Source organism: Streptomyces sp. Ag109_G2-15, from assembly GCF_900215565.1.
Taxonomy (GTDB): Bacteria; Actinomycetota; Actinomycetes; order Streptomycetales; family Streptomycetaceae; genus Streptomyces; species Streptomyces diastatochromogenes.
Genome location: NZ_OCNI01000001.1, coordinates 6,671,730 through 6,686,787 on the forward strand (window position 1 = coordinate 6,671,730; position 15,058 = coordinate 6,686,787).

Annotated in this window: 16 protein-coding genes and 1 pseudogene; 10 read left to right on the forward strand and 7 right to left on the reverse strand. The window is 72.2% G+C overall.

What is annotated here, in order from left to right:
• Window positions 1-11: 11 nt before the first annotated feature.
• The 4 genes from CRP49_RS29995 to CRP49_RS30010 all read right to left on the reverse strand — a co-directional run bounded on the left by CRP49_RS29995 (window position 12) and on the right by CRP49_RS30010 (window position 2,870).
• Window positions 12-677 carry a TetR/AcrR family transcriptional regulator gene (locus CRP49_RS29995; protein WP_097256159.1) on the reverse strand — a complete coding sequence of 222 codons (666 nt, stop codon included), beginning with the start codon at window positions 675-677 and terminating at the stop codon, window positions 12-14.
• Window positions 678-829: 152 nt separating this feature from the next.
• The gene (locus CRP49_RS30000; RefSeq protein WP_097256160.1) at window positions 830-1,519 is read right to left on the reverse strand and encodes an HAD family hydrolase; all 690 of its coding nucleotides are present in this window, start codon (window positions 1,517-1,519) and stop codon (window positions 830-832) included.
• 10 nt (window positions 1,520-1,529) lie between these two features.
• A complete protein-coding gene (locus CRP49_RS30005) occupies window positions 1,530-2,225 on the reverse strand; it encodes a phosphatase PAP2 family protein (protein ID WP_179851794.1) in 696 nt (231 codons plus the stop codon).
• Between the two features lie 84 nt (window positions 2,226-2,309).
• A complete protein-coding gene (locus tag CRP49_RS30010; RefSeq protein WP_097256161.1) occupies window positions 2,310-2,870 on the reverse strand; it encodes a DUF5134 domain-containing protein in 561 nt (186 codons plus the stop codon).
• Between the two features lie 177 nt (window positions 2,871-3,047).
• Between CRP49_RS30010 and CRP49_RS30015 the strand changes: the two genes are divergently transcribed.
• From CRP49_RS30015 to CRP49_RS30025, 3 genes and pseudogenes are all read left to right on the forward strand, one after another.
• A complete protein-coding gene (locus tag CRP49_RS30015; protein WP_097256162.1) occupies window positions 3,048-4,712 on the forward strand; it encodes an FUSC family protein in 1,665 nt (554 codons plus the stop codon).
• A 719-nt stretch (window positions 4,713-5,431) separates the two neighbouring features.
• A pseudogene (locus CRP49_RS30020) lies at window positions 5,432-5,935 on the forward strand (MarR family winged helix-turn-helix transcriptional regulator); the annotation flags it as partial.
• Window positions 5,936-5,952: 17 nt separating this feature from the next.
• Entirely contained in the window at window positions 5,953-6,417 is a 465-nt protein-coding gene (locus tag CRP49_RS30025; RefSeq protein ID WP_097256163.1) for a hypothetical protein, read from the forward strand.
• Window positions 6,418-6,455: 38 nt separating this feature from the next.
• Here CRP49_RS30025 and CRP49_RS30030 read toward each other — a convergent pair whose 3' ends face one another.
• Window positions 6,456-7,220: a VOC family protein gene (locus CRP49_RS30030; protein WP_097256164.1), complete on the reverse strand. Its 765-nt coding sequence runs from the start codon at window positions 7,218-7,220 to the stop codon at window positions 6,456-6,458.
• Between the two features lie 164 nt (window positions 7,221-7,384).
• Between CRP49_RS30030 and CRP49_RS30035 the strand changes: the two genes are divergently transcribed.
• A complete protein-coding gene (locus tag CRP49_RS30035) occupies window positions 7,385-8,212 on the forward strand; it encodes a class I SAM-dependent methyltransferase (RefSeq protein WP_179851927.1) in 828 nt (275 codons plus the stop codon).
• 25 nt (window positions 8,213-8,237) lie between these two features.
• On the opposite strand, the gene CRP49_RS30040 is transcribed toward CRP49_RS30035, so the two are convergent.
• Complete coding sequence (locus CRP49_RS30040) at window positions 8,238-8,630, reverse strand: VOC family protein (RefSeq protein ID WP_097256166.1); 393 nt, start codon at window positions 8,628-8,630, stop codon at window positions 8,238-8,240.
• 70 nt (window positions 8,631-8,700) lie between these two features.
• Here CRP49_RS30040 and CRP49_RS30045 point away from each other — a divergent pair, with 70 nt between their 5' ends.
• Window positions 8,701-9,240: a GNAT family N-acetyltransferase gene (locus tag CRP49_RS30045; RefSeq protein WP_097256167.1), complete on the forward strand. Its 540-nt coding sequence runs from the start codon at window positions 8,701-8,703 to the stop codon at window positions 9,238-9,240.
• A 27-nt stretch (window positions 9,241-9,267) separates the two neighbouring features.
• Here CRP49_RS30045 and CRP49_RS30050 read toward each other — a convergent pair whose 3' ends face one another.
• Window positions 9,268-9,951, reverse strand: a complete 684-nt coding sequence (locus tag CRP49_RS30050; protein WP_097256168.1) for a glycerophosphodiester phosphodiesterase family protein — start codon at window positions 9,949-9,951, stop codon at window positions 9,268-9,270.
• Window positions 9,952-10,355: 404 nt separating this feature from the next.
• Between CRP49_RS30050 and CRP49_RS30055 the strand changes: the two genes are divergently transcribed.
• The 5 genes from CRP49_RS30055 to CRP49_RS30075 all read left to right on the forward strand — a co-directional run bounded on the left by CRP49_RS30055 (window position 10,356) and on the right by CRP49_RS30075 (window position 15,016).
• Window positions 10,356-11,753, forward strand: a complete 1,398-nt coding sequence (locus CRP49_RS30055) for a DUF6421 family protein (protein WP_097256169.1) — start codon at window positions 10,356-10,358, stop codon at window positions 11,751-11,753.
• 38 nt (window positions 11,754-11,791) lie between these two features.
• A complete protein-coding gene (locus CRP49_RS30060; RefSeq protein WP_097256170.1) occupies window positions 11,792-12,556 on the forward strand; it encodes an SDR family NAD(P)-dependent oxidoreductase in 765 nt (254 codons plus the stop codon).
• Entirely contained in the window at window positions 12,553-13,623 is a 1,071-nt protein-coding gene (locus CRP49_RS30065; protein WP_097256171.1) for a low specificity L-threonine aldolase, read from the forward strand. Before CRP49_RS30060 ends, CRP49_RS30065 begins: the two co-directional genes overlap by 4 nt.
• 78 nt (window positions 13,624-13,701) lie before the next feature.
• Window positions 13,702-14,295, forward strand: coding sequence for a transglutaminase family protein (locus CRP49_RS30070; protein ID WP_097256172.1), 594 nt, complete (start codon window positions 13,702-13,704; stop codon window positions 14,293-14,295).
• A 10-nt stretch (window positions 14,296-14,305) separates the two neighbouring features.
• Window positions 14,306-15,016: a B3/4 domain-containing protein gene (locus CRP49_RS30075; protein WP_097256173.1), complete on the forward strand. Its 711-nt coding sequence runs from the start codon at window positions 14,306-14,308 to the stop codon at window positions 15,014-15,016.
• Window positions 15,017-15,058: the final 42 nt, after the last annotated feature.

A 15,058-nucleotide genomic window follows, 5' to 3' on the forward strand; every position in this document is an offset into this window, starting at 1 on the left:
CCGAGGGTCCGTTACTCGGACCGCTCCTCGGTCGCGAAGAACCGCGACAGGTCCTGCCCCTGATCCGACCCGGTGTCCATGTCGCTGCCCGGCGGCATGCCCTGCTCCCAGTCGAGCCCGTACCGCTGGAACAGCTCGGCCCGCAACGCCGGCACGGGCATCGGTGCACCCGGCACCAGCGCCGCGTACACCGCGCCCATCAGCAGGGCCCGCAGCAGGGGATAGTCGGCCGTCACGTCCTGGGAGCCGTACCGGGCGACGGTGTCGCTCAACAGCTCCGCCAGGCGCCGCTGCTCCGGGCACGGCACGAAACCCTCGGCCTGGAGCAGCCCCGCCATGTGCTGCCGCATGAGCACCGGCCGGTCGCGGGTGAGGCCCAGAATCGCGTCGATGGCCCGGGCCAGCCGCTCCCGGCCGTCCTCGGTGTGCGGCTCCCGCTCCAGCGCCTCCTCCAGCGTGCGGTGCATCAGCCGGTGGACTGCGGACTGCACCAACTGGCGCTTGCCGGGGAAGTAGTACGAGACCAGACCACGCGCCGAACCCGCCCGGTCCGCGATGTCGGCCAGCGTGGTGGCCTCGAACCCGTGCTCGTCGACCAGCTCCACCGCTGCCTGTAGCAGCCGCTCCCTGGAACGACGGCGCAACTCTTCATTGACCGAGGCGCTGCGCGGGGACATCCTGTAACTCCTGCGTTGACTGGCTGCCAGCCAACTATACTCAGCGCAGTGGTACCGCTGTGCGCGGGAGCCTGTTCCGGGCTGCCGTCCGTCTGGGGCGACACGGGGGATCGTCTCAGACGGGCGGCGCGTCGAGTCCGGCGTTCGTACCCTCAGGCCACCAGGTCCAGCACCGGCAGCAGTGCGTCGGGCCGCTGTGCCACCGGCAGATGGTCCACGAAGTGCACCCGGCAGCCCAGCGCGGCGGCACCGCCGTCCGCCACCCTGCTGTCACCGACCATCAGCACCTGCCGCGGATCGACGTCCAGTGCCGCGCAGGCGGCCTCGAAGAGCCGCGGGTCCGGCTTCTGCACGCCGTGTTCGTACGACAGCACATACGCGTCCACGCAGGCGTCGAGACCGTGCTCACGGAAGACCGGGCGCAGGTCCCAGCCGATGTTGCTGACCACGCCGACGCCGACCCCGCGCTCGCGCAGCGTGCGCAGCACCTCGGCGGTGTCCGGGTACGGCGACCAGGCGGCGGGGGACTTGTGCCGCTCGTACAGCGCGTCGTGCAGGCCTGGGCCGGGCAGCGGCACACGGCGCGACAGTCCGGTGTAGGCGGCCCGGTGCAGTTGGGCGCTCTCGTCCCGCACCGCCCACACACCGGCGAGGTCCGCCGGCACCTCGACGGGGTCCGCCCCGCCCGGCAGCGCACCGGCCGCCTCCAAGGCCTTCGCGGTGTCGGCGAGTTCGGGCTCGGCCAGTGTCAGGCCGGTCTCCTTCAGCCCGGCCCGAAGCCAGGATTCGGTGGACTCGATGCGGAACAGGGTTCCCGAGAAATCGAAGAGCACGGCAGCCATGCGCCGGACTCTACCCGCGCGGTGACCGCGCCCGGCCGCCCCGCGGCCACTCGTACACCGTCACGGCCACCGCCACCACAAGCGCCCCGAACAGCCAGCCGCCCACGACGTCCGAAGGCCAGTGGACGCCCAGCCACACCCGGGTCAGGCCCACGCCGGCCACCGAGGCGACGGCCACGGACACGGCCGTACGCCACAGGGCGCGGCCCGCGCGGAAGCGGTGCAGCAGCCACAGCAGGAGTCCGCAGACCACGGTGGCCGTCATGGCGTGCCCGGAGGGGAACGCCGCGTAGTGCGCGCTGTCGACGGGATCCGGCCAGATCGGGCGGGGCCGGTCGACGGCGGCCTTCACCGACTGCTGCACGATGGTGCCCAGGGCGACCGTGACGGCCAGCCACAGCGCCGTCCACCAGGCCGCGCGGCGCCACACCAGCCAGCCGGCCGCGGCCGCGCACACCAGACGCATGGTCAGCGGGTCCCAGACCCAGTCCGTCAGGATGCGGAAGGCATGCGTGAGACCGTGCTCGCGGACCGCCCAGCGGTGCGTGGTGCGCGAGACGTCGCCGTCCAGGCCGAGCAGCGGATGCCACCGGATGGCGACGAGCACCAGCAGCAGCCCGCCACAGCCGGCGAGCGCGACGGCCACGACGGCCGCGGTGCGGTGGGCCGACGGGCGGGGCGAAGGGTCTGCGGGCTGGTGGGGCATGCGGCGATCTTCGTCGACGGGACGGGCCGGGGGCCACTGCCCGGACCCTTCCGTTCCGCCGGCCTCCCCCGGAGGCCCGGGGGTTCACATCGTCAGCAGCATCGCGACCATCCCGATCCCCATCGACAGCCTGCACGCCCTTGCCAGTTCCGGACGGTCGCCCCAGCGCACCGCCCCCGTCGTGCCCGCCGTCGCGGCGGCGGGCACCAGCCGGGCGCCGGACAGCAGCACATAACCGGTGAAGTAGAGCAGGAGCGCGCCCGTCACCAGCGGCACTCCGGCGCCGATGTGGGGGTGGTGGTGGGCGGCGGGTGAGGTGGGGGAGGCCGCCATGACGAGGGACACGTAGACCATCGCCGCCGTCCCCACCACATGGTGCAGATGGTGCGGGCCGCCGCGCGCGGCCCACAGGGCGCGCAGCGCCGCCGCGCCGAACACGGCCGCGTACAGCGGCCAGGCCCAGCCCGGAGGGGTGAACACCGCGGCGGGCACGGCCATCGCGGCCATGCCGAACCCCATGAGCGCCTCGCCGCCCGCGGCGCGGCGCTGCTCCTCGACGGCGCTGCGCATCCGCAGCAGGCAGTAGGCGCCGGTCGCCGCGCACAGCGCGACCAGCAGCCAGGCGGCCGACACCGGTCCGTGCACGCGCACACCTCCACGCTCGACGGTCGGTCGAGGGATGCGATGCCCACGACACGCGGGGCGCATACGAGCGCAAGGGTGTACACGGGGAGCATTCGCCGGAGCACAGCAGGTGAGGCAGGAGGCCATCGACACCTGATCCAAATCTTTTACGAGTAAAACACATGCTAAATTGATGATATGAGCAGTGCGACCCGTCATCGTCTTCCCCTCGCCGGCGTGCTCCGCCTCGGGCGGCCCTCCGACATCTGGTTCAAGCCCGCGCTGAGCGCGGTCGCCGCGGTCGCCCCACCCAACCTGACCCTGCTGGCGCTCGGCCGTCTCGACCTCGCCATGTACACGATGGCGGGATCCCTGTGCGCGCTCTACGGCCACAACCGGCCCTACGCCGCCCGGGCCCGGGCCCTGGCCTGGGTGGTGCTCGGCATGGTCGGCGGCCTCGCCGTCGCCCTGCTCGCGGCTTCGCTCACCACCGACGCCGTCGTGCTGGTCACCGTCGGCGCCCTCCTGGCGGCCGTACAGAAGGCGGTGTGCGACGCCACCCGCATCGGTCCGCCCGGCAATGTGGTCCTCACCTTCATCAGCTCCGCCTCCCTGTTCGCACCGCAGAGCCTCGGCCAGGTCCCCGGCCATGTCGGGCTGGCCCTCGCGGCCGGCGCCTGGGCCTGGCTGGTCGGCATGGCACCCGGGCTGCTGCGCCCGCACGGCCCCGAGCGCCGCGCCACCGCCCAGGCCCTGAACGCGGCCGCCGGGTACGCAGCCACGCACGGTACGGCCGAGGGCCACGCCCGGGCCCGCGCCGCGAGTGCCGCCGCCATCCACGCGGCCTGGCAGTCCCTGCCGGCCGCGGGCACCCGCCCCGACCGCACCCGGCGCACCCTCGAACGGCTCCTGATCCGCGCCGAGGTCGCCCTGGCCGCCCCCGCCGACACCGACCCCGAACGGCTGCGCGCCTGGGCCCGGGAACTGCGCGGAACCGGCCCGGTCTCCGGGATCGAGACCCCCCACGACCCGACCGGCGAACTGCTCGGCTTGGACGCCGAACTCGCCTTCCCGCGCCGCCCGTTGCGGCACCGGCTCGCCCCGCTCGCGCCCCTCGCCGCCCGCACCGCGATCGGCTGCGCCCTCGCCGGATACGCCTCCCTCGCCCTCGGTGTCGGCCGGCCCTACTGGGCGCTGGTCACCGCCGCCTCCCTCTACCAGGCCAACGTCACCCTCACCTGGAGCCGGAGCATCCAGCGCGTCGTCGGAAACCTCGTCGGCGTCCTCGTCTTCGCCGCGGTCACCCCGCTCGCCCATCTCCACCCGGCGGCCCTGGTGCTGCTCTGCCTCGCCTTCAACTTCGGCGCCGAGGCGCTGATGAGCCGCAACTACTGGCTCGGCAGTGTGTGCGTCACGCCGATGGCCCTGCTCATCACCGAGTTCGCCCGCAGCCAGGACCCCGGCCGGCTCATCACCGAGCGCATCGCGGACACCCTCGTGGGCGCACTGGTCGGCTTTGTCGCGGCCGTGGCCGTCACCAACCGGCGCGCCGGCGACCGCATCGAGCACGCGCTGACCACGGTCGAACACGCCCGCGAACACACCGCCCGCCTGCTCGCCGAGCCGCACCCCGAACCCCGAGCCCTGGAGACCACCCGCCGCACCCTCGCCGCCGCACTGGTCGACCTGCGCGCCACGGCCGACGCCGCCTCCGGCGAGTGGTGGCAGCGCGCCCTGCCCACGGAGCGGGTCGTGCTCGCCGAACAGTCCGGACACCGTACGCTCGCCGCGACGGCACGACACCAGGGGCGCGCACCCCTGAACCACGACACGGGCAGGACAACGGAGGACGCACGGCAATGACGCCGACGAACGGACGACCACCGGCCGGGGACGCAGCGGGCGTGGGGCAGGCGGGCGGCGGGGACGCTGCGGGCGGTCGGCAGACGGGGGCCGAGGATGCTGTGCGCGGCGGGCAAGCGGGGGCCGGGGGTGCTGCGACGAGCGGACAGCCTACGGCTGAGCGGCGATCGACCTCCGAGGGTGGCCGGGCTGGCGGGCGGCCGGAGGGGCGGGGTGGCTCGGTCGAGGGGCGGTCGACGGCCGGGGGCGACAAGGCGGGGGAGTGGCATGTGGCTGGGGGCGGTGTGGTCGAGGGGCGGTCGACGGCTGGGGGCGGCGAGGCGGGTGTGCGGCACGGGGCCGGGGGTGGCTCGGTCGAGGGGCGGTCGACGGCCGGGGGCGACAAGGCGGGGGAGTGGCATGTGGCTGGGGGCGGTGTGGTCGAGGGGCGGTCGACGGCTGGGGGCGACGAGGCGGGTGTGAGGCACGGGACCGGGGGTGGCTCCGTCGAGGGGCGGTCGACGGCTGGGTCCGACGACGCGGGTGAGCGGCACGGGGCTCGGGGCGGTGCTGTCGAGGGGCAGTCGAACGCCGGGGCCGACGAGGCGGACGGGCCGCAGGGGGCCGAGGGCAGTAGCGCTGAGGCGCGACCAAGTGCCGGAGAGGCCCCGGAGGACCGGCGGCCGGGAAGCGACAGCGAGGCCCGGCCTGACCCCAGTGCTCCCGAGACCGGCTCAGCAGGGGGTGACACCGTCGCCGCTGTCGTCCAGCAGTGGCGCGCCGTGCACCCCGGGCTGGACACCGGCCCCATGGAGGTCATCGGCCGGATCAACCGCTGTGCCGCCCTCCTCCAGCAGGCCGAGGACGCCCCGCTGCGCCGGGCCGGGCTCAGCCGACCGGAGTTCGACCTGCTCGGCGCGCTGCGCCGCACCGGCCACGAGCTGACCCCGGGGGACCTGGCCCGGGAGACCTTCTCCTCCGGGGCCGCCGTCACCAAGCGGCTGAAGCACCTCACCGAACGCGGCCTGGTCGAGCGACGCGGCGACACCCGTGACCGCCGGGTCGCCCACCTCCGCCTCACCGACGCCGGCCGCGACCTGGTGGACGGCATCCTCCCCGACCAACTCTCCTACGAGACCGCCGTGTTGTCCGTCCTCGCCCCCGAGGGCCAGGGCGAACTGGCCGCCCTGCTCGCGGACCTGCTCAGCGGGCTGGAGGGGCGGATGGGTGCGCTGCGGGCATGAAAGACAGGTTCTGACCCATGTTCTACGAGGACCTGAGCCCCTACGCCTACTGGGACGAGGGCGACCGGTTCAGCGATGTCACCGACGGCATGTGCTTCGTCAGCCTTCAGCCGGCCTACGCCCGACTCAACGTCGGATGGCTGGGAGCGGGCCGCTCCTGGTCCAGCGGCCCGGCGCCCCAGGACTTCACGGACAGGCTCCTGGCCGTCCTCGGCGCCCAGGAAGCCAACGCCATGCTGGGCCTGCACGCATGCGACCTCTGCGCCACACCCCTGCCGGACTCCCACCCCTGGTACGTGCCCCGGCCCGGGCACCTGCGCCCAAGCGCCGGAACCGGTGAGATCCGCGTCCCCGGCACCCAGGGAACCGCCTACGCGGTGTTCGCCTTCGACCCGTACGGCCCCTGGCCGGCGAGGTTCCCGGGCATCCGGTTCCCCTGGATCCCCGACGACGCGGTGCTCCGGCACGTCGACGAGGAGTGACTCGGCGTCTCGACCGGGCCGAGCGCACAGCCGGCCGCTCAGCCCTCCTCGCCGGCCTTGTGCACGCCGAACGCCGCTCCCTGCGGGTCCCGCAGTACCGCGATGCGGGGGCCGTCCGGGACGGACGTGGGTGGCATGACGACGGCACCGCCCGCCTGCTGGGCGACCTCGGCCGTCGCGTCCACGTCGTCCACCGCGAAGTACGGCAGCCAGTGCGGCGGCACCTCGGGCGGGAACCGGTCGCCCATGTCGGCCATCCCGCCGAAGTCCTCCCCGCCGATGCCCCACTGCGTGTACCACTGCGAGGCGTTGACGCTCCAGCCGAACACCGTGGTGTAGAAGTCCCGGGCCCGGTCGGTGTCCCGGGTCGCCAGTTCCACCCAGCCGAGCGTGCCGGGCGAGTTGAACAGACCGGCGCCCGGGAAGGTCCGCGCCTGCCACAGCTGGAACGCCGCACCGGTCGGGTCGAGGGCCACCGCGAACCGGCCGACGTCGAAGACGTCCATCGGGCCGAGGATCACCGTCCCGCCGGCCTCCTCCACGCGCCGTGCCGCGTCGTCCGCGTCCGTCACCGCGAACGACACGTTCCAGGCGACCGGTTGGGACTCCTGGTACAGCGGGGTGAGTGCGGCGACCGCCGCGTCTCCCAGGTGCGCCACCGTGTACCCGCCCGCCTCCTGCCGCGGATCCGTCTCCGGCCGCCAGCCGAACAGTTCCGTGTAGAACCCCTTGGCCCCCTCCAGGTCGCTCGTCCCCAACTCGGTCCAGCAGGGGCCGCCGATCACCGGCTTGTCGAACTTCATGACAGCTCCTTCCGGTCGCTCGGGCCCGCTGTGTGAGAGGAGACCGAGGAGGCCCCCTCTCGCACGCTAGCCCCGGCCGCGGGCACCGGCCATCCGGAGACCACGCTCCCCCTCGAAATCGCTTGTCCGATCCCGGTACGAGAGGCGAGGCTGCCGGGATGGAGATGGATCACGGAGCGGAAGCCGGGGCTCCCGCACTCGCCGAGGAGATCGCGGAGTACTACGAGCGGGACGGGGAGGACGGCCGGCTGCGCTCGGGCGTCGGACGCCTGGAGTTCTGGCGCACCCAGGACGTCCTGCGCCGCCTCCTGCCGCCCGCTCCGGCGCGGATCCTGGACGTGGGAGGCGGCAGCGGCGTCCACGCGCAGTGGCTCGCCGCCGACGGCCACGCGGTGGAACTCGTGGACCCGGTGCCCCTGCACGTCGAACGCGCGGCCCGTCTGCCCGGCGTGACCGCGCGCGTCGGCGACGCCCGGGCCCTGGCGGCGCCGGACGCGTCCGTGGACGTGGCCCTGCTCCTCGGACCCCTCTACCACCTGCTCGATCGGGAGGACCGGGTACGGGCACTCGCCGAGGCCCGCCGGGTGGTGCGGCCCGGAGGACTCGTGGTGGCCGCCACGATCAACCGGTACGCGGCCCTGCACGACAACCTGAGCACGGGGCGGTACTTCGACGCCGAGCGGCGGCCGCAGATCGAGGCGGCGGGAGGCGACGGCGTGATGCGACCGACACGCGGGTCGAAGTCCCTGTTCACGACGGCCTACTTCCACGAGCCCGCCGACGTCCCGGCCGAGTTCTCGGACGCCGGCCTGACACCGCACGGGCAGTACGGCCTGGAAGGCGCCGCCTGGCTGATGGGCGACGTCTCCGACTGGCTCGACGACCCGGCCCGCCGGGATCTGGTCCTGCGAGCACTCCGGCAGACCGAGTCGCAGCCGTCCCTGCTCGGCATCAGCGGCCACCTGCTCACGGCGGGCAGCAGGGCGGTCTAGTGCTCACGGCGGGCACCAGGTCGGTCTAGATCCCCGGCCGGTACCGCAGCGGATGCTCCGCCGGCACCTCCACCAGCACGATCCGCGTGCCGTCCGGGTCGGTGATCCACATCTCGACCAGGCCCCACGGTTCCTGCACCGGCGGCCGTACGATCTCGACGCCCTTGCTCAGCAGCTCCTCGTGCGCGGCGGTCACGTCCTCGACCTGCAGCCACAGCTGGACCGCCGGCGACGGCGGGGTCTGCGCGCGGCCGGAGACCTCCAGGAAGCCGCCGCCGAGGAAGTAGACGGTCCCGCGCTCCGGGCCCGTGCCGAACTCGCGGTAGACGGCCAGGCCCAACTGCTCGCCGTAGAAGGCGCGGGAGCGTTCGGGGTCGGTGGGGCGGAGCAGGGTCCGGCTGCTCAGTACGTGCACCATGCATCCGGACTCTAGTGGCAGGGTTACCCTCATCCCTGGCTCAGCCGCGCCCGAGATCGGAGACCGCCCCATGGACACCACCGCCACCGGACCGACGTTCCGCGACGCCACCGACGCCGATGTCGACGCGCTGGTCGGGCTGATCGAGTCGGCGTACCGGGGTGACGCCAGCCGCGCCGGGTGGACCACCGAGGCGGACATCCTGGAGGGACAGCGGACCGACCCGGAGGGCGTGCTCCAGGTCATCAAGTCGCCGGACAGCCGGCTGCTGACCGTCGAGCAGGACGGCCGGATCGTCGCCTGCTGCCAGCTCGAACACCGCGGCCGGCACGCCTACTTCGGCATGTTCGCGGTCAGCCCCACGCTGCAGGGCGCGGGCCTCGGCAAGGTCGTCATCGCCCAGGCGGAGCGGCTGGCCCAGGAGACCTGGGGCGTCACCGAGATGCACATGACCGTGATCTCGGTCCGTGACGACCTGATCGCCTGGTACGAGCGGCGCGGCTACCGCCGTACGGGAGAGATGACGCCCTTCCCGTACGGCGACGAGCGCTTCGGCATCCCGCAGCGCGACGACCTGCAGTTCGAGCTGCTGGTCAAGCCGCTGGTGTGACGTGCGTCCGGGAGACCGGGCGCCGGGTCAGGCGGTGAAGCGGCCCGTGCGCTTGATCTCCGGGTAGTCGGTCGTCGCGCCGTCCAGCTGGAGCGCGCGGGCGAGCCGCAGGTGGTCCTGTGTGTTGACCACCCAGCCGATGATGCTCAGCTCGGCCGCACGCGCGTGTTCGGTGACCTCCAGGGTCAGCCGGCGGATGTTGAGACAGACCGCCCTGGCACCCACCGCGGTGGCGCGCTCCACCACGTCGGTGCCGTAGCGGCTCGCGATCAGCGCCGTGCGCACGCCCGGCACCAGCCGGGCGATCTCGGCGATCGCCTCGTCGTGGAACGAGGACACCTCCACCCGGGAGACCAGGTCCCGCCGGTGCATGACCTCGGCGAGCGCCCTGGCCGCCGCCACATCCTTGATCTCCGCCTGCAGGGGCGTCTTCACCGCGTCCAGGACCTCCTCGAAGACCGGCACCCGCTCCCCGCGGCCCGCGTCCAGGGCGCGCAGCTCCGCGAGGGTCTTCTCGGCGATCGGGCCGGTGCCGTCGGTCGTGCGGTCCACCTCTGCGTCGTGCATGACGACCAGGGCGCCGTCCTTGCTCAGATGGAGATCGAGTTCGATCAGGTCGAGGCCGGCCTCCTGCGCGGCGACGAAGGAACGGAGGGTGTTCTCGGGCTCGACACCCATGACCCCGCGGTGACCGATGGTAAGGAAGTTCAAGGTTCAACTCGCTTCCGTCGACGGCGGCTCGGCGCCGGCGAACCCGACGGGACGTCGTCGTCCGCGCGGCAAGGCCGCAGCCTAATGGCCTGCTCCCGGGATGGACCCGCACCTGCGCGGCGGATCGGGGCGCGACGTATGCGGCGCCTGGCTCGTATGCGCCTGCCGGGTCACCCGGGGGTGGGCGAGTCCCCACGATATTGACCGGCTGGATCCGATCGGTCCCTCCGTAGCCGTACACCCCCCGTCCTCGCGGCGAAAGTGACCGTCGTCACGGTCTCTGACAGGAAAAATGTCGGTGACCATGCGGCTAGGCAGAATAATTTCCCGAGCTGCCTCTTGCTGGGAGAAACGGGGTATGCATACGGTGTCCATACGCGAGGTTCTCCCGTGGAGGATGGGATATGACGGAAATTCTTGTGCAGGCGGGTATCGAAGGACAGGTTCCTTCGCTGACCAGGGTCGTTGAGCACCCGGCCTGGCCCGAGCTCAAGGATGCCGTGGAGCAGATCCGGCCATGGCAGTCGCAGGACGGATCGATCGACTTCGACGCCGAGGGTGCCCCGCAGCGGGCCGAGGCCGAGGCGGCCGTGGGCCGTGTCGTCGAGGGGGTCGAGCAGCTCTCCCCGCTGCTTCCGCACGACGCCGCTTACCACGAGGCCCTCGTGAAGGACCTGCGGCGCTGGGCCGAGGGCGGCTTCCAGGTGCCGGACTTCCTCGACTCCCTGCTGGAGTTCCAGCCCGCGGCGGGCCGCGCGGACGGCCTGCAGCACCTGGTCGTCTTCCCGATGTACACGCAGAACGGCAACCCGGACCGCAACCTCGAGGCGGTCGTACTGCGCATGGTGTGGCCGGACTGGCTGGCCGAGCTGGAGCGCACCCGCTACGACAACCCGCTCTTCTGCGGCATCAAGTTCGAGGACTTCACGGCCGGCTACGACACCAACTCCGCCGTCCTCTTCCCGGAGACCATCGCCGTGCGCGAGGCGCCGGAACGATTCTCCTGGGGTGGCATCTTCTGCGACCGCGAGGCCGCCCGCTTCCGCCGGGTCACCGACGCGGCCGTCGACATCCTGGGCCTCGAGCTGCCCGAGGACATCGCCGCGATGGTCCACGACCAGAAGCGCTGCGAAGAGGCCTTCGTGCTGTGGGACATGGTCCACGACCGCACCCACAGCCACGGCGACCTGCCGTTCGACCCGTTCATGATCAAGCAGCGCCAGCCGTTCTGGATGTACGGCCTGGAGGAGCTGCGCTGTGACCTCACCGCCTTCAAGGAGGCCGTGAAGCTCCAGGCGGACGGCGTCCCGCAGGCCCGTGACGTGCAGTACGCGGTGCTCTTCGACCGCATGTTCCGCTTCCCGCTCACCGGTGACCGGGTGCGCAACTACGACGGCGTCGGCGGCCAGCTGCTCTTCGCCTACCTGCACAAGCACGACGTCATCCGCTGGACCGACAACAAGCTCACCATCGACTGGGAGCGCGCCCCGCAGGTCACCAACCAGCTGTGCGCCGAGATCGAGAAGCTGTACCGGGACGGCATCGACCGCCCCAAGCTCGTGCACTGGTTCGCGGGCTACGAGCTGGTCTCCACCTACCTCGCCCCGCACCCCGGCTCCAAGTGGGCCAAGGGTCCCGACGCCCTGGACCTGACCCAGCCGCCGCGCAAGCTCGTGGACGACGTGCTTCCGGACGAGTTTCCGCTGAGCATGTTCTTTGAGGCACTGTCCAAGAAGCTGAAGAACGTGATCGCCTCCACCAAGGGCATCACGGCCGACAGCGCCGAGCGGCTCGCCGCGTGAGCGGCCGCGTCCAGAACACTGCTTCAGAGGGGAAAACCATGGGGAACGGCGCGAACGGGGCGCTCAGTGGCGCGGTGATCGCGGTGGCCGGTGCGGGCGGACCCGCCGGGCGCGCGACGCTGCTGCGGCTGGCCGAGGCCGGTGCGACCGTCGTCGGGGCGGACAACGACCCGCAGCGTCTGTCGGAGGCCGTGGACGCGGCCCGGTACGCCTCCGGTGGCGCCACCGTCACCGGCGACACGGTGGACCTGCTCGACCTGCAGTCCACCCGGGACTGGGCCACCCACATCGAGAAGGACTTCGGGCGCGTGGACGGCCTGGTGCACCTGGTCGGCGGCTGGCGCGGCAGCGAGACCTTCGCCAAGACCAGCCTGGACGACTGGGACTTCCTGGAGCTGCTGCTCGTCAAGACCGTGCAGCACACCTCCCTCGCCTTCCACGAGGCGCTGCAGCGCAGCGACCGCGGTCGGTACGTCCTGATCAGCGCGGCCGGCGCGAGCAAGCCGACCGCGGGCAACGCCGCGTACTCCGCCGCCAAGGCCGCGGCCGAGGCGTGGACGCTGGCCATGGCCGACTACTTCCACAAGGCGGGGATCTCCGAGGGCGCCGAGGGTCCCACCTCCGCGGCTACGATCCTGGTGGTGAAGGCCCTGGTGCACGACGCGATGCGCGCCGAACGCCCCAACGCGAAGTTCGCGGGCTTCACGGACGTCAAGGACCTGGCCGAGGCCATCGAGGGCGTCTGGAGCAAGTCCGCCGCCGAAGTGAACGGAAACCGTCTGTGGCTGACCGAGAAGCCGTGAACCCTCCCAGGACCGACGCGCGTCGCCACCACGACCCGCAGGTCCGCGGTTTCGCCAGTGACAACTACGCCGGGGCGCATCCGGAGGTGATGGCCGCCCTGGCCCTGGCCAACGGCGGCCATCAGGTGGCGTACGGCGAGGACGACTACACCGAGAACCTCCAGCGGATCATCCGCAGCCACTTCGGGGCCGGCGCGGAGGCCTTCCCGGTCTTCAACGGCACCGGCGCGAACGTCGTCGCGCTCCAGGCGGTCACCGACCGCTGGGGCGCGGTGATCTGCGCCGAGAGCGCGCACATCAACGTCGACGAGGGCGGCGCCCCCGAGCGCATGGGCGGCCTGAAGCTGCTCACCGTGCCCACGCCCGACGGCAAGCTCACGCCCGAGCTGATCGACCGGCAGGCGTGGGGCTGGGAGGACGAGCACCGGGCGATGCCCCAGGTCGTGTCGATCACCCAGAGCACGGAGCTGGGCACGCTCTACACGCCCGAGGAGATCCGGGCGATCTGCGAGCACGCCCACGCGCACGGCATGAAGGTGCACCTGGACGGTTCCCGGATAGCCAACGCGGCCGCGTCCCTGAACGTGCCCATGCGGACGTTCACCAACGCGGTCGGCGTCGACATCCTCTCGCTCGGCGGGACGAAGAACGGCGCCCTGTTCGGCGAGGCGGTCGTGGTCCTCAACCAGGACGCCGTCGGCCGCATGAAGCATCTGCGCAAGATGTCCATGCAGCTCGCCTCCAAGATGCGCTTCGTGTCGGTGCAGCTGGAGGCGCTGCTCGCCAAGGACCTGTGGCTGCGCAACGCCCGGCACGGCAACGAGATGGCCCAGCGGCTGGCCGAGGGTGTGCGCGCGGTGCACGGCGTGGAGATCCTCTACCCGGTGCAGGCCAACGGCGTGTTCGCCAGGCTCCCGCACGACGTGAGCGTGCGCCTGCAGAAGCGGTTCCGGTTCTACTTCTGGGACGAGACAGCCGGAGTCGTGCGCTGGATGTGCTCCTTCGACACCACGGAGGAGGACGTCGACACGTTCGTTGCGGCGCTCAAGGAGGAGATGGCGCGGTAGCCTCCGAATATGCATAGGTATGCGGTCACCTGAAAAGTCATTGACTGTCGGGTGATCGCATTCCTATGCTCTGGGGCCATGGGGCTGATCCAGAACACCGCCGACCTGTCCGCTTACCTGGCCGCCGACGAGGTCATCGACCATCACCATCCCGTGGTGCGGGAGACGGCCGCCCGACTGGCCGACGGGGTCGCCGACTCGTATGCCTATGCGCGAGCCGCATATGAATTCGTCCGTGACACCATCCCGCACTCCGCCGACGTCGACGACCCGCGTGTCACCTGGCGTGCCTCGGACGTGCTGGAGCAGCGCACGGGCATCTGCTACGCCAAGTCACACGCCCTGGCGGCCCTGCTGCGGGCCGAGGACATCCCCACGGCCCTGTGCTACCAACGGCTGCTGCACGACGACGGCAGCGGCCACGCCGTGCACGGCCTGGTCGCCGTACGCTTCCACGGGGCATGGCACCGGCAGGACCCGCGCGGCAACAAGCCCGGCGTGGACGCCCAGTTCTCCCTGGAGGGCGAGCGGCTGCCCTGGATCCCCGATCCGGCGTCCAATGAGGTGGACTATCCAGCCCTGTATGCTGAACCGCACCCGGCCGTCCTCAGTGCGTTGAAAGCGGCCCCGGACCGGTCGGCCCTGTGGAAGACGCTCCCCAGCACTCTCTGAGGCGAGGCAGATGACGCTCACTCTCACCGTGTCCGACGAGGTCCGCGCCCTCGCGCCCGGCTTCACCCACGTCGTGATCGAGGCGTACGACCTCGTCAACGGGCCCAGCACCGAAGCGAGTTCGGCGCTGCTGGACGACGCGGCCCGACGGCTGGCCGCCCGCCTGGAGGGACGAGCGCCGCACGAGGACCCGCACATGGTCGCCTGGCGCGAGATGTACACCGCCTTCGGCTCCAAGCCGTCGCGCACCCGCAACTCGGCCGAGGCGCTGGCCAAGCGGGCCCTCGCCGACGGCGGCCTGCCCCGGATCAACCTGCTCGTGGACCTCTACAACGCCATCAGCGTCGCCCACCTGATCCCGGTCGGCGGCGAGGACATCGACCGCATCCAGGGCGGGATGCGGCTCGTGCGCGCCACGGGCGAGGAGGACTTCGTGACGGTCGCGGGCGGCGAGGAGGTCGTCGAACACCCCGACGCGGGCGAGGTCGTGTGGCGCGACGAGGCCGGCGTGACCTGCCGTCGCTGGAACTGGCGCCAGGGCCCGCGCACCCGCCTCACCGAGGAGACGGTGTCCGGCATCTTCCTGCTGGAGACCCTCGCCCCGATGCCGGTCCCGGAGGCGGAGGCGGCGGGTGCCGAACTCGCCGAGCTGCTGGAGAAGTTCAGCCCCGGCGCCCGTATCGAGGTGCACGCTCCGGCCACGGCCGGGGCCTCCGCCTGACGACGTGGAGTCGAAGCGGGCGGCGGCCGTTCGCCCGGTGCG